Source organism: Nitrospiria bacterium (assembly GCA_036397255.1).
Classification (GTDB): domain Bacteria; phylum Nitrospirota; class Nitrospiria; order DASWJH01; family DASWJH01; genus DASWJH01.
In genome coordinates this window covers 50,640-74,571 of record DASWJH010000097.1, presented here as the reverse complement: position 1 = coordinate 74,571, position 23,932 = coordinate 50,640, and the positions used below count along the sequence as shown (strand labels likewise).

Here is a 23,932-nt window from a genome sequence, read left to right as displayed (position 1 = left end):
AATCATCCGAGGGAAAAAAGGTGGCATTTCCCGGGAAGGAAATTATAACCCTTCACTGCTTTCCGTCACCTGGGTAGGGGTTCCTAGCTTTTTAAAGATTTTCCAGCTCTTTAAAATATCAATGGCCTTTTGAAGCTGAATGTCCTGTTTTTCCCCGGTCTCACCCTGAAAGTCCATGTCAGGAGAAGGGGACATCGGTTCTTCTTCTCCCTCCGGGGCGATCTCCGGAACCGTCTCCTTTTCTTCGTTTTCCAGGTGGCCTTTTAAATCTTTCTCCCGCAGTCGCTGGAACTTTTTTCCTGCCGGCAGGGGATCGACCACAATGTCGGGTTCAATTCCCGTGTTTTGGATCGAACCCCCTTTAGGAGTGTAATACCGGGCGGTGGTGAGTCGCAACCCCGCACCATCGGATAAAGGAAGCAGTGTTTGAACCGAACCTTTCCCAAAGGTTCGGGTTCCCAGAACCACGGCCCTTCCCCAATCCTGAAGTGCGCCGGCAACAATCTCGGAAGCGCTTGCACTTCCCGCATTGACTAGAATAATCATGGGAAATTCCTGATTGATCCGCTGCCCTTTGGAAAGATATTCATCTTTACCTTCGTCTCGGCCTTTAATATAGACCACCAATTTCCCGGGTTCGAGAAATTGTTCGGAAACCCCGATTGCGGCCGTCAACAACCCCCCTGGATTGTTTCGTAGGTCAAGGACCAACCCTTCCATATGGATTTCTTTCTCCAACTTGTCCAAGGCCTTGCCTAAATCCCTGGTGGTTTTCTCTTGAAATTGGCTAAGGCGAATGTAGCCAATGGTCTTTTCCAAAACTTCGGATTTCACACTTTGAATCTTGATGATTTCCCGGGTGAGGACAATATCCAATAATTCGGGTTCACCCTCCCGTTGGATCGAAAGGGTCACCTTCGTTCCTTTCGGACCCCTCATCTTATTGACGGCATCCATCAAGGTCATATCCCTGGTGGGAACATCATCCACCTTGACAATAAAATCCCCGGACTGGATTCCTGCTTCAAAAGCGGGTGTTTCTTCAATGGGTGAAATGACCACCAATCGGCCATCCTTAATACTGATCTGAATTCCCAAACCGCCAAACTCTCCCCGTGTGTCCCCCTGAACCTCTTTGTAGATATCCGGAGGCATAAAGGCAGAGTGAGGATCCAGCGTATTGAGCATGCCCCGAATCGCCCCATAAACCAAATCCTGGGGTTTCACATCTTCCACGTAATTTTTTTGAACCATGGAAAGTACTTCTGCAAACACCTTTAAATCACCATAACTTTCACTCTCCGCCATCACATGGTTTTCAAATCCCCTTCCAAGAAGTATCCCGAGAATGAGTGCGACGCCCATGACCAGGGTTGCAATCCAAAACCGAATGGGGTTTTGTACCTTCATATCCTTTCCTCCTGATTAATATCACTCACCAACTCATGACCCCTTTTCGGATCCGATGGTGTTAGGTCTCCGTTGCAACCAAGGGAGAGGGTCCTGGGGTTGCCCCCGGTGCCGGATCTCAAAGTAGAGTTTCGTTTCTTGAGTGAAGCCTGTTTCACCAATTTCGCCAATCACCTGCTTTTCCCGAACCTGATCCCCCACGGAAACCAGGTTTTTTGCAGCATGGGCATACAAAGAAAAATAATGATCGCCATGATCAAGAATTATTAAAATGCCGTACCCTTTAAACCAATCCGCGTAAACCACTTTTCCATCAAAAACCGCTTGAATCGGATCTCCCTGTTTGGCTTCAATTTCAATTCCTTTTTTAAAAACAAGAGTATCAAATTTCAAATGCTTTTGTCTGCCATAAAATGTGACCACCGGACCACCGCTAGGCCAACCCAAACGGCCTTTCAACCGCGCAAACCCCCTTCCGATGGAAGCTTTCCCTTTTTCCTGGGTCAAGCGGCCGATCAAGGTTTGAAGGTGGGCGGCACTGTCCTCCAACTCTTTTAATAATTTTTCACGGCTGGAGAGTTCCTTCCGGAGCTTGACCAAAAGCTGCCTTCGTTTAACACGGTCTTTTTCGATCTCCGCAATTTTAGCCTGTTTTCCCTCAAAGGTCTTCTTTTTATTTTCTTGAACCTCTGCCAATTGATCCTTTTGTACTTGGAGGGTTTCCATGGACCGTTCGTATTCCCGAAGCAACTGGGCTTCCCGCTCTGAGATCCATTTTAAATACCGGTAGCGTCGCCCCATTTCATTTCCGTCATTGGCCTCCAAAAAAAGACTCAGCGAGGCTTCCTTGCCGGCAATGTAACCTGCCCGAAGCCGTTTTTTTAACCGCTCCCTTTGGTTCTCGATCTCCCCTTGCAAACCCCCAATGGAAAGAGAAAGGGCTTCCAACTCTTCCTGACTTTGCTTTAAGCGAAGTTCAATCACGGATAATTCTTGTCGTCTCAACTGAAGGGTCTGATCGGATTGCTCCAAGGTTTTTAGAAGTGAACGCTCCTTCTTTCCTGCTTTTTCCTTTTCTTCCTGAGTGGCACGGATTTTCTCACGCAACACTTCGAGGCGTTGCTGCTCCTGCTTCAGCTTTTTCTGTGTTTCAGATGCAGATTTTGAAAACGCCTGGGGGGGGAAACCCCCGATGCCCACCCATAAGAGCAAAAATATTAAAATGGCCCATGAATACCCCGGTCTTTTTTTCAAAATTCCTCCCGTAAAACCCCCCGAACCGAGATGAGACTACCCAAACACCCGAGCAGGATTCCCGCCCCCAACATAGAGACCATTACTTTTTGGGTCAGGAAAACCAAACTGGAATAGCCCCCGTACTGAAAGCCACCCTCCACCGAATCTCCAAAGAATTCAAAAAACACCATCAGTAAGAAAAGAGAAAAACCCGAACCAATCATCCCAATGAACAGCCCTTCAATAAAAAACGGTGCCATGATAAACCGATCCGTGGCGCCCATAAATTTTAAGATCTGAATTTCTTCCCGCCGGGCATAAACGGTCAAGCGGATCGTGGTGGAGACGATGGCCAGGATTCCCAACACCAGCAAACCGCCCAACCAAATCCCACCCAATTTTAAAAAGGTCAGAACCTGGTTTAGAAAGTTCACCCATTCATCTCGGAAGCGCACCTCATCCACCCCCTCCCACTGTCTGATCTGCTGGCTTAATTTTTCCATAAAATCGCTGTTCTGAAAAGACTTTTCAATAAGAACCTGAAAGGAGGCTGGAAAAGGATTCTCACCCAGGCCTTCTAACAATTTGGGGTCTCCTTTCAGCTCATTGATATACTCATGGAGGGCGTCTTCTTTTGAGAGAAAAATAACCTTCTCTACACCTTTCTCCTTTTTTAATTGATCACCGAGCGAGGAAATCCCATTCTCCTTGAATGCATCCTGAAGATAGACCATCATGCGGACTTGACCTCTTAATGTTCCGCCTAACTGTTCTAAATTAATATATACCAGAAAAAACAAACCCGAGAATAAAAAGGTTAAAGAGATGGATAGAACCGTCATGAGGGCCAGGATACGGTGTTCCTGCAGTCCCCGCACGGCCTGTTTAAGAAAATAGATTGAATTTCTTACCATTGGGGCCCCTCATCCCCCACCAAACATCCTTTTTTTAAATGAATGAGGCGTTTGGGATATTTGGCCACAAGGGTTTGATTGTGGGTGGCCATCAAAATCGTTGCCCCTCGACCATGAATATACCGCAGCAATCCCAAAATCTCTTCCGAGTGGCCCATATCCAAATTTCCTGTGGGTTCATCAGCCAAAATTATGGCAGGTTCATTTGCCAGGGCCCTTGCAATACACACCCGCTGTTGTTCCCCTCCAGCCAGTTGTCGGGGATAGGCCTTAGCCCGTTGTTCAAGCCCCACCCAGTCCAGTAGATCCATTACCCGCCGGCGAATTTCGCCCCTCCCCATTCCTTGAATTTGAAGTGGGATACCCACATTTTCAAAAACCGTAAACCGGGGAATCAGTTTATAATCTTGAAAAATAAATCCGATTTTGGTTCGAAGGTCGGGGACAGATTTTCCGTTTAACCGGGCAACATTTCGTCCATGGATTAAGATTTGCCCTTCATCGGGTCTATCCGTACAGAACAGAAGCCGAAGCAACGTGGTCTTCCCCGCTCCGCTGGGACCCATGATAAAAACAAATTCGCCTTTTTCAACATAGAGGTTGATATCATTTAAGGCAGGGGGACCATGGCCATAGGACTTTGTAACATGAAACATCTGTATCATGGAGTAAAGACCATGATCAAAGAGAAAAGGGGGTTCTTCACCTTCCCGATTCTTCTGACTCCCTTGAAGACAGGTAATCTAAAATTAAATCATCCAAACTTTTTCGCTCTGCCTTTTGGGGTTGAGGTTGCGCCACCTTTTTTTGCTGGGGAATCGGAGGGCTCGGCGGGGGTTGCGGTTTAGGTTTCTCCTCAACAGGAGGGGTAGCCCCTGGTCGGTACCGTCCCGAAAGTAAATCCTTCATCATGGCCCGGTGTTGGTCCTTCATCACTCCCTTGACCTTCTCAGCCAATCCATCCTGAGAATCCCCGGAGGAATAACCGGTCTTCCGAGAGGAAACAATGGCCCCACTAAAAAAAAGGTGGGTCACCACGACTGGGTTTTTGATCCCCCCATCCTCGGTTTGAATATGATACACTTTTCCCTCAAATTCAACATCGGTATTCAAACCACTAATCATTCAAGCGCTCCTCATCCCATTTCCTGAAATTCCGCATCAAAGGCATTTTTGATCAGTTCGAACCGCGGTGTTGGAGGGAGACCCGCTTCTTGATCCAAAACCACTAAGTCAAACCGGCACGGCCGATTCCGAATCCCTTTCTTGACCAGATAGGCCATCGCCGCCAAGGTCAAATGTTTTCGCTTTCTTGCATCCACCGCCCAATGACCTTCTCCGAACTGGCCCCCTTTCCGGGTTTTGACTTCCACAAAAACCAAAGTCTTCCCATCCCGGGCAATAATATCGACCTCTCCGCCGGGAGCCCTAAAATTTTTCGTAATAATAGCATATCCTTTTTTCTTTAAATATCGCGCCGCTTCTCTTTCCCCTTCCAGCCCAATTTCTCTGGACACACCGGCCTCCTTCTAAAATGGAATGGGGGGCTGTTCCACCCCGCGAAAGGTTTTTCGGTGAATGGCACAGGGCCCGTATTGCCGTATTCTTCTCAGGTGCTCAGGGGTGGGATACCCCTTATGGGATAAAAATCCGTATTCCGGAAATCGCTGATGGTAATCCTGCATGAGACGGTCCCGTGTCACTTTTGCAACCACCGAAGCAGCAGCAATGGATAAACTCCGTTGGTCCCCTTTGATCAAGGCTTTTTGGGGAATGTCAGTCCGGGGCACCTTGAGGGCATCTACCAAAAGAAAATCGGGAGAAACCCCAAGATCCTGTAAGGCCTCACTCATTGCCAAAAGGGTTGCTTGAAGGATATTGATTTTATCAATCACGTCATGGTCCACCACCCCAATACCCACGCCCAATGCCTTTTCAAAAATAAGCGGATAGAGAACCAATCTCTCCTTGGGGGTTAACCTCTTAGAATCATCTAACCCGGGAACCAAAAGTTCAACCGGTAAAATGACGGCGCTGGCCACCACCGGACCCGCTAGGGGTCCCCGCCCCGCTTCGTCTAATCCGGCGACACAATGAAACCCCTGACGATAACATTCTCTCTCAAAAACGAGCAATGTTTGAAGCCTTGCCCGCTCTAATTCATCCTCAACTTTTTCATTGAATTCGTATGTCAAGGGCCCAATAAAACCGGATGGTTTTTCGTTAAAAGTGTACCAAAAATTTCAGTTTTTGACGTCTTTTGAAAAAATAAATCTCGGAAAATAGGCCAATGGGGGAAAAGGGTTATTCCCTTTTTGAAAAAACCTTGACAAAAGGAGCTTTTGAGAACAAAAGACATGATGAAGGCTGCAGCCCAAAAGGATTGAAAATATTGAAATATTTCCACCCTGCTTAATCCCCGGCAACCTGGCTTCCTTCCACCAGATGCCCAGGACGGCCACGGAGAGAATTGCAAATTTTGCAATCTCCTGGGCGCAACCCTTTCTTCAGGCAGGCACCTTAGAAAAATTTTAAAAAAAGGGAAAATCTGTTCAAAAGGCTGTCCAAAGGGTCACCCTTCGGCTTTGACCTCAGCACTAATCACCGGCTCGGCGGCAACCAAGTCCGCTTCTGGTTCCAGAATATTTTTCGGAATTTCTACCACCGCAGATCGCTCACTGACACGGGCAGCCTTACCTCTTAGCTCCCTCAGGTAATACAGCTTGGCCCTTCGCACTTTCCCTTCCCGAACCACCTCTATTTTTTCCAGGAAAGGCGCATGGATCGGAAAAATCCTTTCGACCCCAACGCCGTAGGAAACTTTACGGACTCTAAAGGTCTCGCGGTTTCTTCCCCTTTTGCGGCCAAGGACGACCCCTTCAAAAACCTGTATGCGTTCCTTTTCTCCTTCACGAACCTTGAGGTGAACCCGAACGGTATCACCAATTTGAAAAGACGGAATGTCCTTTTTTTGAAGGCCTCGCTCAAGCCGTTCTAATCGTTTCATAATGGTTTTGCCTCCTTAAAAATCAAATCATGCTCGGCATGACATTGCAAATTTAAAATCCATCGATAAAGTCCCTTTGAAAAAGACGCGGACGCTTGGGGGTTCAACACGCCCATTTCTTACCGGGATCACCAACCCTTTCCTCTTGAATCTCCTCCAAAAACCGTTTTTCTTCTGTGTCCAGGGACCGTTGGCTTAGCAAATCGGGCCGTTTCTGCAAGGTATTTTTCACTCCTTGCTTTTTCCGCCAACATCGGATTGCTTCATGATTACCCGATAACAGAACCTCCGGAACATTCATCCCTCGAAACTGGACCGGGCGAGTATAATGGGGAAAATCTAAAAAATGGTTCATAAAAGAATCACATTCCATTGATTGAGCATCTCCCAAAACACCAGGGATCAACCGGACCGTTGCATCCACCATGACCAGGGAGGCCAGTTCCCCTCCCGTTAAAACGTAATCCCCCAAAGACACTTCTTCCGCCGGAAGACCCAAACGAACCCTCTCATCAATCCCCTCATAATGACCGCAAATAAAAATCAAAGGCCGGGATTCCTGACTCCAGGCAAGGGCCATTTCCTGGGAAAAAGGTTTTCCCTGAGGACTGGGCATGATTATCCGCAAATTTTTCCCTTCACTGAATAATTGATCTATCACTTGAAAAATCGGCTCAGCTTTCATGACCATTCCGGTCCCCCCTCCATAGGGAGTGTCATCCGTGGTCCGATGCCGATCTGTGGCGTAATCTCTCAGGTTCAAAACCCGGGTCCTAAGGAGACCTTTCTCCTGAGCCCGCTTCAGGATACTTTCCCGAAGGACGGATTGGAGGAGCTCGGGAAATGTTGTAATAAAATTACAATCCATTGTCTTCCAATAACCCGTCTATCACATGAATTTTCATTTTTTTGTTCAAAACATCCACCTCCTGAACCACTTCCCGGATACCGGGAATCAAATGTTCCTGTTTTCCATCCTGAACCACATACACATCGTTACTACCTGTTGGAAAAATGTTCTGAAGCTCCCCCAGCCATTTTCCCTCCACGGTGTAAACCTGCATTCCTAAAAGTTCAAAATGATAATAACTGCCCTTCGGAAGGGGAGCTAGATCCTGTTCAAAAATTTGCAGGGTTCCGTTTACCATTGTTTCTGCTTGGGATTCAGATTCCAATTCCTTAAATTTCAGCAAGAGAAATTCGTTTTGATACTGCAAGCGTTCAATATGAAAAATGGCCCGGTTTCCACTCACACCCTCGACCATCACCTCATGAAGATCCTCAAAACGCTTGTCCAAAGAGGTAAGGGGAACCACCTTGACCACTCCTCCTAAACCATGGGTCCCAATTATTTTTCCGATGACGACACACTCTTTTTTCATTCAGTAAAAAAATAAATTAACCAGCTGCTGTTTTAAAATTAACCGGCGTTTTAGGTTGTCCAACCACCGGGCTTGACCCACACGCACTACTCCAGGATCTCCAACACACACCGTTTTCCCATTTTTGTTCCCGCCGCATTGAGGAGGGTGCGCATGGCCCGCGCGGTTCGCCCCTGCTTCCCAATTATTTTTCCAAGGTCTTCCTGGCAAACCCGAAGCTCAATGATTGTGGTTTTCTCTCCCTCGGTCTCTTTCACCGAAACGTCCTCAGGTTTATCAACCAAAGATTTTGCGATATTCTCTATGAGCTCCTTCATCGGCGCCACCTCCATGATCAAAAAGGCAGAGAGCGATACCCATCCATCAAGACGTCTCTTTGGCCGTCCTTCTCTGCGGCAAAAGACCTGTTTTCTTGAAGATTTGTTTTACGGTATCGGACACTTGGGCACCCTTCTTAAGCCAGTCCACGGCATGGTCGTTTTTCAGATTGATCGTCGCAGGATCAGTCAGAGGGTTATAGGTTCCGAGAATTTCAATAAAACGCCCGTCTCTGGGTTTTCTTGAATCCGCAACCACGATTCGATAAAATGGTTTTTTTCGTCTTCCTTTACGTGTCAACCGAATAGTAACAGCCACAATTCACCTCGCTTCTAAATATTAATTTTTTCGGGCTGAAATCCGATGTTTTCAAACCCCTTTTTTTCCAAACAGGAAACTCCTTTGGAACCCATCAAATCTTAAAAAGAAGGTAAAAACCGAGCCAAGGCTCGTTTTTTACCTTTACCGGAAAAAACCTTCATCATTCGTCGGGCTTCAAGAAAATTTTTGATTAGCCGGTTAATTTCCTGGAGACTCGATCCGCTCCCCCTCGCAATCCGCTTACGGCGGCTCCCGTTAATGATCGTATGATCCAGGCGCTCCCGTTTGGTCATGGAATTAATGATCGCCTCAACGCGAATAATCTCCCGTTCCGCGTCTTCGGTGTTCGCCTTGGCCTGGAGGCGTTGCCCCCCCGGTATCATCGCCAACAGGTCATTAATAGACCCGAGCTTTCGAACCTGCTTCATCTGTTCCGCAAAATCCCCTAACGTAAAAGAACTGGATTTTAATTTCTTTTCCAGATCAACGGCTTGTTCTTGAGTAAAACTTTCCTGGGCTTTTTCGATTAAGGAAAGGACATCCCCCATTCCCAAAACCCTGGAAGCCATCCGGTCCGGATAAAAAACCTCCAGCTGCTCCAGTCGCTCACCCAATCCCACGTACTTAACAGGGGCGCCACTCACAGCGCGAAGTGAAAGGACCGCCCCTCCGCGTCCGTCTCCCTCCATCTTGGTCAAGATAACACCGCTCAAACCCAATGCACCATGAAAATGCTCCGCAATTTGAACGGCATCTTGCCCGGTCATGGCGTCGGCCACTAATAAAATTTCGTGGGGTTTGACCGCTTCCTTCACGCGTTGAAGCTCCTGGATCAGGTCTTCTTCCACATGCAGTCGACCGGCCGTATCTAAAATGACAAGGTCATACCCTTGTCGTTCCCCTCGTTCCATTGCCCGCAGACATAAAAAAACAGGATCCGAGTTTCCCTCTAACCCCTGAACGTCAACCCCTCCTTGCTCCCCAAGTCTCTTTAACTGCTCTTCGGCCGCAGGACGATGAACATCCACCGCGGCTAATAAAACTTTTTTTCCCTGATTTTTAAAATGAACACCCAGTTTCCCCGCGGTTGTGGTTTTTCCGGCCCCATATAGACCGGCCAATAGGATGACCGTCGGAGGATTAGGGTTTAAACGGATGGGGCTTTCCTTTTCCCCCATTAACCGTCGGAGTTCATCCCAAACCACCTTGACCACTTGCTGCCCGGGGGTAAGACTCTTTAATACATCCTGGCCCACGGCCTTTTCTTTGACCCCCGATATAAAATCCTTCACCACGCGGTAGTGAACATCGGCCTCCAACAAGGCAAGCCGGACCTCTTTGAGGGCCTCGGTAATATTTTCTTCGGTGAGAACACCCCTTATTTTTAGGCGCTTGAGAATAGCATCAAGCTTTGAACTCAGTTGGTCAAGCATACATCACACTTGGGATCACTTTGGAAAGGTGAAAAGCGTTGAGATTCAAGTTCTCCAGTCTAGCCAAACCACCCCTTCTTGTCAAGGAAAAACAGGGGTTTAGAACAGGAAAACTTCCTTTAAATTCCTCCAAAACGGGAGAAAGCCTCCCGAGAACGAAAAAGATGGGAAAATCACAAGGAAGACACGGGCCAAACCGACTGATCTCCTTTACAAATAATTTAACCCTATGGTAGATTCAGCCCCATGTTAAAAAAAACCCGTTCCTATCAAAAAGTGGTGGAACGCCTCAAAAAAATATCCTTAAATTCACCTTTCATTAATTTAATTCAATTAGGGACTATTGCTATTCCACCTGATCTTTTATATCCCTTTTATCAGGTTCAGACCAAAAACCCGGAAAAGGGAAAAATCCCCACTCAAACAAGAATTTGTTTAACCGCAGGAACCCACGGAAACGAACCTTCGGGTGTGGAAGCCGTTCTGCTTTTTTTAGAGCAATACTGGAAAGAAAAACTGGGAGAAACGGGATATCATTTAACCATTTTCCCTTGCCTCAACCCTTACGGGTACGAACATAACACCAGGGAAAACATGGAAAACGTTGACCTCAACCGGCAATTTCGAAAACGAAAAGCCCCATTGGAGGTTACCCTGTTTCGACAGGCCGTAGGTCCTAGACCCTTCGATATTTCCATCGAATTCCATGAAGATATTGATACCCATGGGTTTTACCTTTATGAGATCAATCCCAATGGGGAAAAAGGGTGGGGAAAATACATTATTCAGGCCATTGAAAAACATTTTCCCATTAACCACCACTCTAAAATTGATGGTTTAAAAAGCAGAAAAGGAATCATTACCCGGCAGGACATTGAACCTCAATTCGAGACCCTGATTCAAGAAAGAAAAGATTGGCCCCAGGCCTTTTTTCATTACACAAGAGGAACCCCTCGATGCATTACATCCGAAACACCCGTTCATCTTCCCTTAAAAGACCGGGCTAGAATTCATTTAATCGCAATGGATGTTATTTTAGAGCGCATTCAAAAGACTGTAAAAACAAAAAGAACTGCCGGGAAAGAGGGGTAAGTTATAACCCTCCTTCCCGCTTGACGCTAGTCAGGGCATTGTTTTAGGATAAGGCTTTTTTAAAAAGGTATCATTCTCAAAAGGGAGGAAAGGGTCATGGCCGGTAAAATGGTGAATTTCACATCAAACGGTGCAACCACACCCGGTTATTTAGCCGTTCCACAATCGGGAAAGGGCCAGGGGGTGATTGTCATTCAAGAGTGGTGGGGCCTCGTCCCCCACATCAAAGACGTCTGCGACCGATTTGCCTCCGAGGGGTTTCTGGCTCTAGCCCCTGATCTTTACCACGGGGAAAACACCACTTCCCCCGATGAGGCGGGCCGACTGATGATGGCCCTTAGGATGGATCAAGCCGAAAAAGATCTTCAAGGCGCAGTCCAGTTCCTGGTCGGTCATTCCGCCACGACAAGCCAAAAGGTCGGGTGTGTCGGATTTTGTATGGGAGGACAGCTGGCTCTCTTTGCCGCCTCGAAGAATCCCGCCATCGGCGCCTGCACAGATTATTACGGCATCCATCCCAATGTAAAACCCGACCTCCCCCATCTGCAGGCCCCGGTCCTTGGATTCTTTGGGGAAGAGGATACTTTTGTGACGCCCGATGCTGCCCACGCTTTGGAAAAACAACTCAGGGTTCTGGGCAAGAAGGCCGAGTTTAGTATTTTTCCAAAGGTTGGCCACGCTTTTTTTAACGACAGTCGAAAAGAAGTCTACAATGAAGAGCTGGCAAAAAAATCCTGGAACCGGATGCTGGCTTTTTTCAGGGAACACCTAAAATAAAAAAAATGAAATCACCTTGTTCCGGAAAACAGATTGGATTAACCACCAAATTAAAACGTTCTAAAAAACCAGGGTTAACGGATCCAACCCTCTTAAAAAGTTTTAGCGTCCATAGACTTTTAACTATAGAGATCGCTTTATTTTTTCAAAACCAGCACTTTTCCATTTAAAACGTTTTTTTTATTGACCCGCCTATTAGGGGAACGCTACCCTGATATGGAAATCGGTGTTAACACACTTTCAGTTAAAGGAGAAAAATATGAAGCAAGGGAAACAAGCCCTGTGGAAGGAATGGGTCATGGCCGGGTTGATGGCGGTCACTTTTTTTTCCGTTTTTTTAGGTTCTGCTCAGGCAGAAATGGGGGAAATGGAAAAATATATCAGAGCCCAGATTGAAATCGGAGAGGGCATGTTCAAATTTATGCGTGAGCAAAGTGGGAAAGAACGTTCCATGGAACTCATGGAGCAATGGGAAAAAGATATCAATGCCATGGTCGCAGAAATCCTCTCTTCTTATGACCTGACCATTGACGAGTACAATACCCGTAAAAAAGAGGTTTTGGGCAATGAAACAGAGGTCAAAACCTTTTTGGATAAACACCCAGAATTAAAAGAGAAATATTACACACTGCCTTTCCACGGAGGAAGGGGAGGAGGGGGAGGTCCTCACTAAAATCACACCTTGAACAGCCAACCGGTTGAATCTCAGGAGAAAAATGAAACCCTCGTGCACTCTTTTAATCGCTTTTTTTTATCTTTATCTGTTTTTTGGAACCACCCCCTTATGGGCAGAGGAAGGAAAAATCACCCTTGCGGATTTTTCCACTTTTCCAGCAGGGTGGAAAGTCAGCAGCGATGAATCCAAAGCAAAGGAAATCTACACGGTTATCCAAAATAATCAAGACACCTATCTTCAGGGTCATGGAAAAGAAAAAGCGATTCGGGTTTTTAAAAAACTTTCATGGGATTCCTCAACCTTTCCTATCGTCGAATGGAAATGGCGAGTGAAAAAATGGCCTGAGGATCCTGAAGCCCAAGTATATGTCTATATTTCCCTGGACAAAGACATTTTTGGGATTCCCACCAATATTAAATATGTATGGAGCCAAAAGCGGGCCGTGGGATCAATGAAACAGGGAGGTTTTTTTCGCCCAACAGAAGTGGTTCTACAAAATGGTCCCCCGGATCCGGAGATTTGGGTGACCCAACGGATCAATGCGGTGGAGGATTTTCAAAAAATCATTGGACGAAAACCAAAGGGTGAGGCTTACGGAGTGGGATTTTTGGTTGACCCCGGGGTAGAAGCGGAAATCGGCAAGATGATTGGCCTTAAAGAATAATAATTCAGAACCGTTACCTTAGTGGCTCCCGGGACCAGAAAAGCCATTTTTAATCTTCTCCCATTCACCTTGTTGAAAAAGCGGCACCACCGGCGCTTGAGATTTGTCCGCCAGTGATTTCAAATATTGTGCCCGATCCGCCGCCTCAGGGTGGGTAGAGAAATATTTCATAAGATTCGGAGCCCCATTCTCCTGTTTTTGAAGTGAATCAAAAAAGGAGATCATCCCTGAGGGATCAATCCCCGCCTCTAAAATCATTTTCATCCCTGCTTCATCGGCTTCACGTTCCGTCTGCCGACTATACTGCCGCATCCCAAAACTCCGGGCAATATCCACCCCAAAGGCCATTGCCCCGGTGGCATCCCCAGTCAAAGCGGCAATCAGAATTCCCGTTGAAGCGTAATGCAGAATGGCTTTTGTTGCGTGTCGCTTTAATACATGTTGAAATTCATGAGCCAGAACACCCGCCAATTCCTCTGCGGATTGTGTTTCTTCCAATAATCCCCGATACACAATGATATACCCTCCCGGTGCGGCTAAGGCATTAAAGGCAGCATTATCTACAACGGCAATTCGAAAAGAATAGGGTTGGTTTTTAAGCGAGGCTAATAATGTATCGGAAATTTTATCAATGGCTTCTTTGAGGTTTGGATCGTTGCTTCTCATTTTTTCTGGGGCGAGCTCTTCAAAAACCCCCTTCCCCAGTTGAGCTTCCCAAGAGACAGGAACATAAGGGGTCACCACCGAAACCAGGGAGGGAATGCCCCACAGGTAAAGGGCCCCCGAAAGTGCAACCGCCCCCACGCCTGCCAAAACGGTCAGTTTAACTCTTAATTTTCGTTGACCCGGGTTATGAAAACGAAGGGTTAACCCAGGAACCTTTTGATGCAGGTCTGTGAGAAAGGCAAGATCAGAGATTTGAAGGGTTTCCGCAATCTCTCCGCCCCGTTCAAGGCGAACGGGTTCCCCTTGATAACTTCCTTGAGTCTGGCGAATTTCGGAAAAAGGCCAAAGAAAAGCGCTTGCTTCCTCCCCCGTGATCTCCAAACCCGTTTGCATAATTCGGATCGAGACCTTTTGAGGGTTTGGGGTTTTTCCGTCTAGGAAGGTTCCTTGCCACTTTCCTCGCATGGGTTTAGTTTACCATTCAATCATGCGGCTTCAAAACCCGAGTCAAGGTCCAAGATGCTTTCCAGTCCTTCGCCCATGGCCGTTGCACCTTTGGCCTCCTGCTGAATGGAGGCCAAATTCAATGGTCCTTCCAATGACAGATAGGTATAGTTGAATTGAATGGTTCGAACCAAAACCCAAGACCAGGCAAACCCAAGCGTAAAAATCAGCAAAAGGCCATTGGTCAGTGTAAGCCACAATAGGCCTCCCCCTGTTACGGTGGATTTCAAACGGGCAGGACCGAAGGCGGTGTGGTTATACAAATAACGTCTCATTTTAGCCTTAAACCAAAACCAATAAAGGCCAAACGTCGGGATCAATAATAAGACCGTCAGCAGGAAGCTTCCAAAAAGGTCTTTTCCCTTTCCATCAAAAGAGAATTTTTTGTTGCCAAAACAGGCATTGGACATTTTAAAACCGAAAATTTTTGTTTGAAGGAAAGGATAATACAAACCCAAGGTGATCACCATCAAAAAGAGGCCCCCGATATAAATTTTGGCAAAATCTTGGAGGCTTCCCCGGAAGGAAAAACGGATTCCCCTCCAGGACGTTCTACTCAAACGGTATCGCCATGGACCGATCATGGCAATGGTGACAAGGGTCAACATCATAAAAGCGGCGAAGAGGATGATTGCAAACTCCACCGGCTTTCCCCCAGGCAACCGGGAGGAAACCTCGATTAATGCACCCGCCCCAATGTACAAAAGGGAGGCCTTGAAAAATCCGGTTAATAGTTCTTTTCCTGTACCATGGTAAGCAAAACGATCCCCCTCCAATTCGGTTTGGCCCCATTGATAATTTCGAATCTTAACCTTTCCCCAAAAAGAATAGATTCCTAAAGTGATCAGGGTCAGGAAAAAATTAACCACATGGATTCCCAACAACGTTCCCCCGTTGCCAAAGAAAAAAAGCTGACGGGATGGGTTTGAGTCCTCCTGGGCATTTAAATAATCCGCTGAAGTTTCCCCAAACGATTGAGCAGGGACGAGAGCCTCCTGTCTGGGGGCCGGTATGGAAAGGGTCTGAGTTTCCATTGAATGGGTGGTCATCCCATTCTTGCCGTTCATAGAGACCCCACAGGATTTACAGGAAGGCGACGACATTTGGGTAAACCCGCATTTGGAACATCTCATACCACTGATTAGCATTGACTTATCCTCCCTACCCTTTAAAATCAATTATAAATTAAAATGGGGTTCAAAGACTAAACCTACAACCTGTAATTGGGTTATTTCAAAACTTTAAAAGTAATTATATGCGAAGATTAAAGATCAGGCAAAAAACCGAAAACCTTCCCACCTCAGCCTTTTTTGGGTAAAAGTTGAAAGTCATTCTTTTAAATTAGCCAAAATAATGCATAGTTTGGTAAAATGGGCAAGATGAATAAGCCACCATCAGACGAACAACCCTGCAAAGAGTTTGACTGGGTACAATTAACAGACGAAAAACTCCTGGAGATGCGGATTTGTGATCTTGGGTTGAAAATTAATGGAACAGAGTTAGAATCAAAAATTCAATTATTTTGCAAAGAATTAGAAGCAAAAAACATCTCCTTTAAACCCCTTTTCTACCTTGGGGATGAGTGGTTCTGTCCTGAAGGCGCCTGTACCATCGCCATTCCATTTTATTTGGCTCATCCGCGCTTGGAAAAGCTTGAAGAGCGGATGATGATGGAGGTTGAAGGGGGAACTGATACCTGGTGCATGCAGCTCCTTCGCCACGAAATGGGCCATGTCATCAACCATGCCTACCTGTTGGGTAAAAGGAAAAAATGGCAAAAAATTTTCGGGTCCCCCTCCATTGAATATTCGGAATTTTACCGGGCCAGGCCCTTCAGCAAGAGGTACGTCAAACATTTAGATGATTGGTACGCCCAAAGCCATCCGGAAGAGGATTTTGCGGAAACCTTTGCTATCTGGTTAACCCCTGAACTGAATTGGAGGCATCAATACAAAGACTGGAAAGCTCTGGAAAAGCTGGAATTTGTCGATCAAGTGATGAAGGCGTTGGCGGGAACGCCTCCGTTGGTGGTCTCCCGAAAAAAAATCTGCGATGCCTCCCGGTTGCGCTCTCAGCTCAAAAAATTTTATCAGCGGCGCCGCCGGTTTTATGCTGAGGATCTTCCCGATTTCTTTGATTCTGATCTGAAAAGACTTTTTTGCGAACCCACTGATTCATCTTCCGCCCAACGGGCCACCATTTTTTTAAGGCGAAATCGAAAATCGATCCTGAATGCGGTATCCACCTGGACAGGGGAACCCAAATTTACCATTAATCGTCTTTTAAGATCGATTTCCGAGCGGTGTGCGGAGTTAGACTTGAGAATTGGAAGCGACCCCGAAAAATCCGGGTTGGAGTTTACCGCTTACCTTGCGGCCATGGCTTCCAACTACCGGCATACGGGAAGGTTTAAAAGAAAATAAAGAATGAAAAAAAAGCTAAAAGTTTTAGTCCTGTTCGATATTTCTTGCCATCCCCCCAAAGATTTAGATTTCAGCGGGGAACTGGATTCCGATGAACGCATTACAGAAAATGACGTGATCGATGCCCTGAACCGGCTGGGCCATGAGGTCCGGGTGCTGGGCGTTTTTGACGATCCCGGGTTGATTGTGGATGAAATCAAATCACACCCCCCCGATGTGGTATTCAATCTTCCGGAACAGTTTAACAACAAATCGGCCTACGAACGAAACGTGGCCAGTCTTTTACAAATGCTGGATATCCCCTATACGGGAAGTGGCCCCACCGGCCTCACCCTTTGTAAAAATAAAGGAATGTCCAAGGAAATTCTTGCCTACCACAGGATTGACTTCCCTGATTTTATGATTTATCCACGAGGGACCGCCATCAAGCGTTCCAAAAACCTCGGCTTTCCCCTCTTCATTAAACCCCTGCAGGAGGAAGGGTCCTACGGCATTTCCCAGGGTTCCTTCGTTGAAAATGACCAGGCATTCGAAGATCGGATCAGGTTCATTCATGAGAAAATGGATCAAGAAGCCATGGCCGAAGAATTTATCGATGGAAGGGAACTCTATGTAAGCATTTTAGGGAACCAACGTCTCTCCGTTTTCCCATTCCGTGAAGTTGTCTTCTCGAAAATGCCCGATGACCGCCCACAGTTTTCAACTTTTAAAGCGAAATGGGATGAAGACTACAGGGAAAGGTGGGGGATTCAAAACATTTTTGCAAAGACACTCTCCAACGGATTACCGGAGAAAATTGCCCGAATTTGCAAGAAGGTGTACCGGGTCCTCCGAATCAAAGGGTATGGACGGATTGATCTTCGTTTAACCCCAGAGGGTCGCGTTGTCATCCTGGAGGCAAATCCCAACCCCGGCCTGGCCGCACAGGAGGAATTTGCTATGTCGGCTCAGAAAGCCGGGATATCCTTTGATGAGCTCATTCAGCGCATTCTCAATCTGGCTTTTAAAAACTAACTTATGCTCTAAGATGAACAGGGAGGGATGGCTGAAAGGAAAACACCATTTATTTTTGATACTTCAAATAAGCCGATAGGATATCCTGACGTTCAATTAAACCAATTAATTTTTCCTGAAAATCCACAACGGGAAGATGGATAATATGTCCGGTGACCAGTGTATCCAAGATTTCCGAGACCAGGCTTTTTTCGGAAATGACAATGGGTTGTGTCATAATGGCCTGGGGGGTAATTTCATTTAAATCTTTCCCTTCTTTAATCGCCCTTAATAAATCATATTCCGTCACGATTCCCACCGGTTTTCTTGCATCATCCACAATGGTAATGGCACCCGAACGTTTTAGAACCAAAGCGGAGGCAATGGCTTGACAACTCACATTTTGGTCATAATTCACCGGATCAGTTTGCATCAGCGCATCCGCCGTTAATTCCTGAAACGTGTTATCCCCTTTTTTAAAATCTTTCCCCAACATAAAAACCTCCTTCCCGGATAAAACCTGTGGGTTGCTTTTTCCTCAAATGATACTCGAATATTTTTTTTTGGTCATCTGGTAAAATCCACCGTTAAAGGAGGTTCATAATTTATACCCGATTTTTCGGAGAAAATCTTTTCGCCACTGAATTCCCCCTTTTCCCTCAATACCCTTGGGACGCAACCCGTCCACCACCCCTAAAATTCCTCTCCCCTGTTCCGTCTCCACAATCATCACTTCAACGGGATTGGAGGTGGCACAAAAAATATGACACACTTCGGGAACATTTTTTAGCGCATTGAGAACGTTAAGCGGGAAAACCCCTGGAATTAAAAAAATGATAAAGGTGTGGCCCGCGGAAAGGGCCAAAGCATTTTTTTGGGCCAATGTGATCATTGCCTCATCCGTCCCGGACCAACGAACCAAACAATCCCCCGAGGATTCATAAAATGCCAACCCAAAACCTATTCCTGGAACGGTCCCCACCAGTGCCTCGTGGAGATCCTCCACCGTCTTGATAAAATGGCTTTGCCCTAAAATCAGGTTCACTTCTTCAGGTTTTTCAATTGTGACCATCTTGAGATCCATCCGGATGCCTCCAAGAAAAAATTACGTTTAAACCGAAAGGTTAAACCTCCATTCATGACGAGCAGACTAAGAGGTAGGGGGGCCCATCCCCACCAAATTCAACGGATTCTCCCCGCAGTGTTTGGCAATCTCGAACTTCACCAAATCCCGAAGCCGGGTGATCTCCCGCCAGCTATTCTCCCGAGGAATAATCGGTTCTCCAATCACCACTGAAATAGACCCCCGCCTCGGCACCCATTGGTCCCCCCAGAGGATATACCGTGTCCCATGGATCGAAATGGGACAGACCGGCCGGGAGGTTTCAGCCGCTACTTTAAACGCCCCTAACTTGAAGGGTCTCAATCCGGTAACCGGCGTAAAGGTCGCTTCCGGGAAAATCAGGACGGATGATCCTGCCCGAAGGGCATCTTCAATCTTTTTGGCATCCGAAACACTTTTGGATAGATCTTCACGATCCACTGTAATGTGCCCCACTCTTTGAATCACCGTTCGGATAATCGGGGCACGGAGTAATTGATATTTAGCCACAAAAAGAAAACCAGGTGGTAAAATCGCCATGAGGACAACCGCGTCCAGGTAACTGGCATGATTGGAAACCAGAACCATCGGAGTGGCTTTGCCCAAATGTTCTTTCCCTTTGACCGAAAGGGGGCACCCGATACTTTTTAAAAACCCTTTTGCCCAAACGTGTGACAACCAAGAGGCCGCTTGCTTCCTCGGGAAAATAAAAATAAGGAACCAAACCGGGGGCACAGTGATACACAAGGCCAACCCCACATAAGCCGCATACCCATACCGACCGATGGCCCCGAAACCGTTTTTCACCCATGATAAGAGACTGTTAAGGCATAATTTAGCAATTTGGAACCAAACCGGATGGGGAGAGCGAAGCAATTTCCCCTGGATATAAAATTCCCGGCAAGACGCCCGCCTCAGTTTTCCACTGGAGGTTTTCGGGATGGCTCCGGGCAGGATCAAAAGAACCACATCGGGGGGAATACCCATGTTATCAGAAACCAGTTCCACAACCCGAGCAGAGATCGTTTCCCGTTTTTCTCGATCGGTTTCCCGGGTTTCCGCAACCACCACGATCCGTTCGGTTCCAAGCCGTTGCTCCGACACCCCAAAGGCTGCGACACACCCCCGCCGGATTCCCGGAACGTCACTGGCAATCTCTTCAATCTCCTGAGGATAAATGTTCCGTCCAGCTTTAATAATGACATCTTTTTTCCTTCCGGTGATGAAGAGCTCTCCATCGGCCCGGTAGGCCAAATCTCCAGTATCCCACCAACCCTCATGAAATACAGACTGGGTTGCCTCTGGAGATTGAAAATATCCTTTCATGCCTGAAGGGCCCCTAAAATGAAGGGATCCAATTTGACGCTCCCCCAACTCTTTACCCTGAAGATCAACAATTCGGATTTCATGTCCGGGAAGAGGAACCCCGCAGGAAATAAATTTCAAAGGGGTATTTTCCGATAAACCAACCGGTTCTGCGCGCTGATGGGTTTGAAACCCCTCCCGTGAAATCGAATCCACCCTGGGAAGCCTGCCCACTGGAGGAAAAGTTAATGCCACGGAGGCCTCTGCCAAACCATAAACCGGGAAAAAGGTCTCTGGCCGGAACCCATAAGGGCCAAAACGATCCGTAAACTTGGAAAGGGTATCCGGACTGATGGCCTCTGCTCCATTAAAGGCAAGGCGCCAGGAACTTAAATCGAGTCCTTCAATGTCTTTATCCTCTATTCTTCTGACACACAGCTCATAGGCAAAATTGGGAGCAGCGGACAGGGTTGCGCGGTGGTAATGAATCGCCCAAAGCCAACGCTCCGGTCGGGTTAAGAATGCAAATGGAGAAAGAACCGTGATGGGAATCCCATAATAAAGGCAACACAGCCAGGATCCAATCAAACCCATATCGTGATAGAGGGGAAGCCAACTGACTCCGATGTCCATCGGGGAAATCTGCCCGGCTTTTCCGATGGCTTGGATATTGGAAAGAACATTTTCATGGGCGAGAAGAACCCCTTTCGGATCACTGGTACTTCCGGATGTATATTGAATCAGCGCACCCTCCCAACTCTGATTAGGAGAAAAGGAAAAAGTGGTTTTAGAAGTTGAAAGTTTTTCAACGGTCATGACCTCCTTTAAGGAAGGGATAAAAGGACGCAAAATATGTCCCAGGGCCTCCACTTTTTGAAAGGTCACCAAAAACCGTATGTCCGCATTTTTTAGAATTCGTGCCTGGCGGCTCGCATACTCTTCGATTCGGTCCGCCTTGTAGGGCGGATAAATGGGGACCACGATCCCCCCGGCCAATAAAACCCCAAAAAAAGATGAGAAAAATTCTTTCCCCGTGGGAAGCATAATGGCCACGGTTTCTCCCCGTTTTAACCCACGGTCCAAAAGTCCATTGGCAACTTCCGAAGCGGTTTCAAAAAGTTTTCCGTAAGTAATGACCTCCTCTCCCCCTTCTTCATTCTGGAGGAAAATATGAGGCCGGCGGGGTTCTCCCAATGCAAAACGACGAAGCACTTCATCTAGCGAAGTCGCCTGGCCGGGGGAGAGGACAGACCTTCCAATAGAAGCCCGATGCCCCACCTTGAATTTTTCATTGGACGTTTTTGCCTCTAGAAGGGTTTGCAGCAAATCACGGGGGGTATTGACCTCAGCCATGCCCCGATCGGGGATACGAATGGAAAAAGCAGTTTCCACCCGAATAAAAAGTTCAACACGCTCCAGGCTCCCCAAACCCAAATCCCGATCCAAAGCAGCATCCAGGGAAACAGACCGGACGGCCTGTTGAATGCCCAGCTCTTCCACCAGTTCCAGGATTAAATCCAGGAGGTGCTGTTCGACATCCTGAATCTCAGTATCTTGGGTTTGCGGGTCCATGGTTGTTATTCCCTATTTTTTTAAAAAAAACCTCCATCAGGATAGGTATACCCGAGGAATCCGGCGATTGACGCCACACAGAATTTCATAGGAAATGGTTTCTGCCCACATCCCTATTTCATCTGCGGTAATTTTTTTTCCTTCCTCCTCACCGATCAATACCACGGTCTCCCCAATTTCGGGGCGTTCCATCCCGGTCACATCCACCATCAGCAGATCCATACAAATTCGGCCAACGATGGGATATTTTTTCCCTCTCATGAGAACCGAACCTCGATTGGAAAGCAGCCGGGGATATCCATCCGCATACCCAATAGGCAGGGTGGCAATCAGACTCTCCCTTTTTGTTTTCCAAGTCCTCCCATACCCGATAGGTGTGCGGGGCGGGACCTTTTTTAAGTGAATAATTTTTGTTTTTAAACTCATGACCGGCATTAACCCGTGGTTGAGGCCTTTTAAGGGAGGGGGCAAATATCCATACAACATGATTCCCGGGCGAACCATCTGAAAATAGGAAGAGGGGCTGTTAACAATTGCTGCGCTGTTGGCGGCATGGCAAATCAGATGAGGATAGTCGCTTTTTAAAACCAGGTTGACCGACTCAAGGAAACGATGGGTTTGCTCTTTGAGAAACCCTCCCCCCTCTCCTTCGGACTCTGCAAAATGGGTCATGATTCCTTCCAAAAAAATTTCCGGAGAAGCCTTTAGCATTTGGGCAACCCTTTTCAATTCGGAAAGGGTCATCCCCAGGCGTCCCATCCCGGTGTCGATTTTAAGATGAAATCGAAAAGGTTTCTGAGCCTTTTTGCCAAACCGCTGAAGAGGAGAAAGCAAATCAAAATGGTGGACCACCGGAGTCAACCGGTAATGGAATATGTCTTTTAGCTGACTTTCCAAAAATCCTGTCATGAGAAGAATGGGAATTTGAATCCCTGCTTGGCGAAGCTCAATTCCTTCGTCCAACTGGGCTACCCCAAACATCTGAATGTTTTCTGAAAGAAGGGCTTTTGAAACAGGAACCAACCCATGTCCATAGGCATCGGCTTTGACCACCGCCAAGATTTTCCGTTCCTCCCCAACTTTCCCCCGGACCACCCCGATATTGTTAGACAGTGCTTTCAGATTAATTTCAGCCCAGGTGGGCCGGCCGTGGGAATCATTAAGAGTCATCTAGCCCTTAGACAGATCAATGAGAAAACTTTGTATCTTAAACCAAGGTAAAGCATTTCACGTACCACAAGGTCCTTTTTGCTATTCTTTTAGGATAATAAAGAATGATATAAAAAACAAACTTAACAGAAATGGAGAGAGGAATTAATAGACAGGGTCAGAATTAACCCCTAGATAGACCTTTCTTAACCGGTATAAACCAGGGTTTCAGAAAATGTTTTGTTTTGAGGAATGGTGACAAAAAATAAGGTTTTGAAATCAATTTAAGATCTTACAAAATGAACGGTGGGGTTAAAGTCCATTAGACCTCCAGAATCTCCTCTTCCTTCTTGGAAAGGATATCGTCCACCTTTTTAATAAACTGGTCCGTACTCTTTTGGACCTCCTCTTGATTTTTCCGAAGCTGATCCTCGGCCAGAGAAGCATCCTTTTGAAGTTTTTTCAATTCGTCATTGGCATCCCTTCGGATGTTACGAATGGAAACTTTTGCTTCCTCTCCAGTCTTTTTCGCGGTCTTAACCAAGGTTTTCCGTCTTTCCTCCGTTAAGGGAGGAATATTTAAACGGATAATTTTTCCGTCATTGCTGGGTGTAATGCCAATTCCCGATGCAAGAATGGCCTTTTCAATCTCTCCCACCATTTGAGTTTCCCAGGGTTGAATGGTAATCATCCGGCTTTCTGGAATGGATAAGGTCGCCACCTGATTGAGGGGCATTTGAGACCCATAATAATCAATCTTGATGCCATCCAGAATGGATAAGGAGGCCCGTCCAGTTCGAATGGTTGAAAGCTCCTTTCGAAGGTGATCCAGGGCAGCTTCCATTTTTTCATCGGTTTGCTTTTTGATTCTGCTGACATCAGGTTCGCTCATAAAATTCCACCCCCCCTTTATTAAAAAAGCAGGTGACCCTTTTTTCTTTCCACTTGGAAAAAGGAGAACCCATCAGATCAAAATAACCTCCTTCCG

At 46.8% G+C, this 23,932-nt stretch carries 26 protein-coding genes; 6 read left to right on the top strand and 20 right to left on the bottom strand.

Annotated elements, in window-relative coordinates; all coding sequences use genetic code 11:
• Window positions 1-42 precede the first annotated feature (42 nt).
• The 13 genes from VGB26_13460 to ffh form a co-directional block, all read right to left on the bottom strand.
• On the bottom strand, window positions 43-1,410 hold the full coding sequence (locus tag VGB26_13460) for a S41 family peptidase (protein ID HEX9758785.1): 1,368 nt from the start codon (window positions 1,408-1,410) through the stop codon (window positions 43-45).
• Between the two features lie 33 nt (window positions 1,411-1,443).
• Window positions 1,444-2,664 carry a peptidoglycan DD-metalloendopeptidase family protein gene (locus tag VGB26_13455; protein ID HEX9758784.1) on the bottom strand — a complete coding sequence of 407 codons (1,221 nt, stop codon included), beginning with the start codon at window positions 2,662-2,664 and terminating at the stop codon, window positions 1,444-1,446.
• A complete protein-coding gene (locus VGB26_13450) occupies window positions 2,661-3,560 on the bottom strand; it encodes a permease-like cell division protein FtsX (protein HEX9758783.1) in 900 nt (299 codons plus the stop codon). The genes VGB26_13455 and VGB26_13450 overlap by 4 nt, the downstream gene beginning before the upstream one ends.
• On the bottom strand, window positions 3,554-4,225 hold the full coding sequence (gene ftsE / locus VGB26_13445; protein HEX9758782.1) for a cell division ATP-binding protein FtsE: 672 nt from the start codon (window positions 4,223-4,225) through the stop codon (window positions 3,554-3,556). The genes VGB26_13450 and ftsE overlap by 7 nt, the downstream gene beginning before the upstream one ends.
• Window positions 4,226-4,262: 37 nt before the next feature.
• On the bottom strand, window positions 4,263-4,685 hold the full coding sequence (locus tag VGB26_13440) for a hypothetical protein (protein ID HEX9758781.1): 423 nt from the start codon (window positions 4,683-4,685) through the stop codon (window positions 4,263-4,265).
• Window positions 4,686-4,696: 11 nt separating this feature from the next.
• Entirely contained in the window at window positions 4,697-5,077 is a 381-nt protein-coding gene (locus VGB26_13435) for a YraN family protein (GenBank protein HEX9758780.1), read from the bottom strand.
• Window positions 5,078-5,089: 12 nt separating this feature from the next.
• Complete coding sequence (locus VGB26_13430; protein HEX9758779.1) at window positions 5,090-5,755, bottom strand: ribonuclease HII; 666 nt, start codon at window positions 5,753-5,755, stop codon at window positions 5,090-5,092.
• Between the two features lie 377 nt (window positions 5,756-6,132).
• The gene (gene rplS / locus VGB26_13425) at window positions 6,133-6,567 is read right to left on the bottom strand and encodes a 50S ribosomal protein L19 (GenBank protein HEX9758778.1); all 435 of its coding nucleotides are present in this window, start codon (window positions 6,565-6,567) and stop codon (window positions 6,133-6,135) included.
• 103 nt (window positions 6,568-6,670) lie between these two features.
• A complete protein-coding gene (gene trmD, locus VGB26_13420; protein HEX9758777.1) occupies window positions 6,671-7,435 on the bottom strand; it encodes a tRNA (guanosine(37)-N1)-methyltransferase TrmD in 765 nt (254 codons plus the stop codon).
• On the bottom strand, window positions 7,425-7,949 hold the full coding sequence (gene rimM, locus VGB26_13415) for a ribosome maturation factor RimM (protein HEX9758776.1): 525 nt from the start codon (window positions 7,947-7,949) through the stop codon (window positions 7,425-7,427). The genes trmD and rimM overlap by 11 nt, the downstream gene beginning before the upstream one ends.
• 86 nt (window positions 7,950-8,035) lie before the next feature.
• Window positions 8,036-8,266 (bottom strand): KH domain-containing protein, encoded by a 231-nt coding sequence (locus tag VGB26_13410; GenBank protein ID HEX9758775.1) that lies wholly within the window; start codon window positions 8,264-8,266, stop codon window positions 8,036-8,038.
• A gap of 46 nt (window positions 8,267-8,312) precedes the next feature.
• The gene (gene rpsP, locus VGB26_13405; GenBank protein ID HEX9758774.1) at window positions 8,313-8,585 is read right to left on the bottom strand and encodes a 30S ribosomal protein S16; all 273 of its coding nucleotides are present in this window, start codon (window positions 8,583-8,585) and stop codon (window positions 8,313-8,315) included.
• Between the two features lie 101 nt (window positions 8,586-8,686).
• On the bottom strand, window positions 8,687-10,021 hold the full coding sequence (gene ffh / locus VGB26_13400) for a signal recognition particle protein (protein HEX9758773.1): 1,335 nt from the start codon (window positions 10,019-10,021) through the stop codon (window positions 8,687-8,689).
• 246 nt (window positions 10,022-10,267) lie between these two features.
• Here ffh and VGB26_13395 point away from each other — a divergent pair, with 246 nt between their 5' ends.
• The 4 genes from VGB26_13395 to VGB26_13380 all read left to right on the top strand — a co-directional run bounded on the left by VGB26_13395 (window position 10,268) and on the right by VGB26_13380 (window position 13,230).
• Window positions 10,268-11,113: a M14 family metallocarboxypeptidase gene (locus VGB26_13395; GenBank protein HEX9758772.1), complete on the top strand. Its 846-nt coding sequence runs from the start codon at window positions 10,268-10,270 to the stop codon at window positions 11,111-11,113.
• 96 nt (window positions 11,114-11,209) lie between these two features.
• Window positions 11,210-11,890 (top strand): dienelactone hydrolase family protein, encoded by a 681-nt coding sequence (locus VGB26_13390; GenBank protein HEX9758771.1) that lies wholly within the window; start codon window positions 11,210-11,212, stop codon window positions 11,888-11,890.
• A 259-nt stretch (window positions 11,891-12,149) separates the two neighbouring features.
• Window positions 12,150-12,563, top strand: coding sequence for a hypothetical protein (locus tag VGB26_13385; GenBank protein HEX9758770.1), 414 nt, complete (start codon window positions 12,150-12,152; stop codon window positions 12,561-12,563).
• A gap of 43 nt (window positions 12,564-12,606) precedes the next feature.
• Entirely contained in the window at window positions 12,607-13,230 is a 624-nt protein-coding gene (locus VGB26_13380; GenBank protein ID HEX9758769.1) for a DUF3047 domain-containing protein, read from the top strand.
• 18 nt (window positions 13,231-13,248) lie between these two features.
• Here the strand turns inward: VGB26_13380 and VGB26_13375 are convergent, their stop codons facing one another.
• Window positions 13,249-14,361 carry a M48 family metallopeptidase gene (locus tag VGB26_13375; GenBank protein ID HEX9758768.1) on the bottom strand — a complete coding sequence of 371 codons (1,113 nt, stop codon included), beginning with the start codon at window positions 14,359-14,361 and terminating at the stop codon, window positions 13,249-13,251.
• 20 nt (window positions 14,362-14,381) lie between these two features.
• Window positions 14,382-15,467: a YjgN family protein gene (locus VGB26_13370; GenBank protein HEX9758767.1), complete on the bottom strand. Its 1,086-nt coding sequence runs from the start codon at window positions 15,465-15,467 to the stop codon at window positions 14,382-14,384.
• Between the two features lie 312 nt (window positions 15,468-15,779).
• Between VGB26_13370 and VGB26_13365 the strand changes: the two genes are divergently transcribed.
• Window positions 15,780-16,823 carry a putative zinc-binding metallopeptidase gene (locus tag VGB26_13365; GenBank protein HEX9758766.1) on the top strand — a complete coding sequence of 348 codons (1,044 nt, stop codon included), beginning with the start codon at window positions 15,780-15,782 and terminating at the stop codon, window positions 16,821-16,823.
• 3 nt (window positions 16,824-16,826) lie between these two features.
• On the top strand, window positions 16,827-17,837 hold the full coding sequence (locus VGB26_13360) for a hypothetical protein (protein ID HEX9758765.1): 1,011 nt from the start codon (window positions 16,827-16,829) through the stop codon (window positions 17,835-17,837).
• Between the two features lie 49 nt (window positions 17,838-17,886).
• Here the strand turns inward: VGB26_13360 and VGB26_13355 are convergent, their stop codons facing one another.
• The 5 genes from VGB26_13355 to frr all read right to left on the bottom strand — a co-directional run bounded on the left by VGB26_13355 (window position 17,887) and on the right by frr (window position 23,836).
• Complete coding sequence (locus tag VGB26_13355) at window positions 17,887-18,312, bottom strand: CBS domain-containing protein (GenBank protein HEX9758764.1); 426 nt, start codon at window positions 18,310-18,312, stop codon at window positions 17,887-17,889.
• Between the two features lie 102 nt (window positions 18,313-18,414).
• On the bottom strand, window positions 18,415-18,900 hold the full coding sequence (locus VGB26_13350; GenBank protein HEX9758763.1) for an adenosine-specific kinase: 486 nt from the start codon (window positions 18,898-18,900) through the stop codon (window positions 18,415-18,417).
• A 66-nt stretch (window positions 18,901-18,966) separates the two neighbouring features.
• A complete protein-coding gene (locus VGB26_13345; GenBank protein HEX9758762.1) occupies window positions 18,967-21,795 on the bottom strand; it encodes an AMP-binding protein in 2,829 nt (942 codons plus the stop codon).
• A 36-nt stretch (window positions 21,796-21,831) separates the two neighbouring features.
• Window positions 21,832-22,965, bottom strand: a complete 1,134-nt coding sequence (gene alr, locus VGB26_13340) for an alanine racemase (protein ID HEX9758761.1) — start codon at window positions 22,963-22,965, stop codon at window positions 21,832-21,834.
• A gap of 301 nt (window positions 22,966-23,266) precedes the next feature.
• Window positions 23,267-23,836 carry a ribosome recycling factor gene (frr, locus tag VGB26_13335; protein ID HEX9758760.1) on the bottom strand — a complete coding sequence of 190 codons (570 nt, stop codon included), beginning with the start codon at window positions 23,834-23,836 and terminating at the stop codon, window positions 23,267-23,269.
• Between the last annotated feature and the right edge of the window lie 96 nt (window positions 23,837-23,932).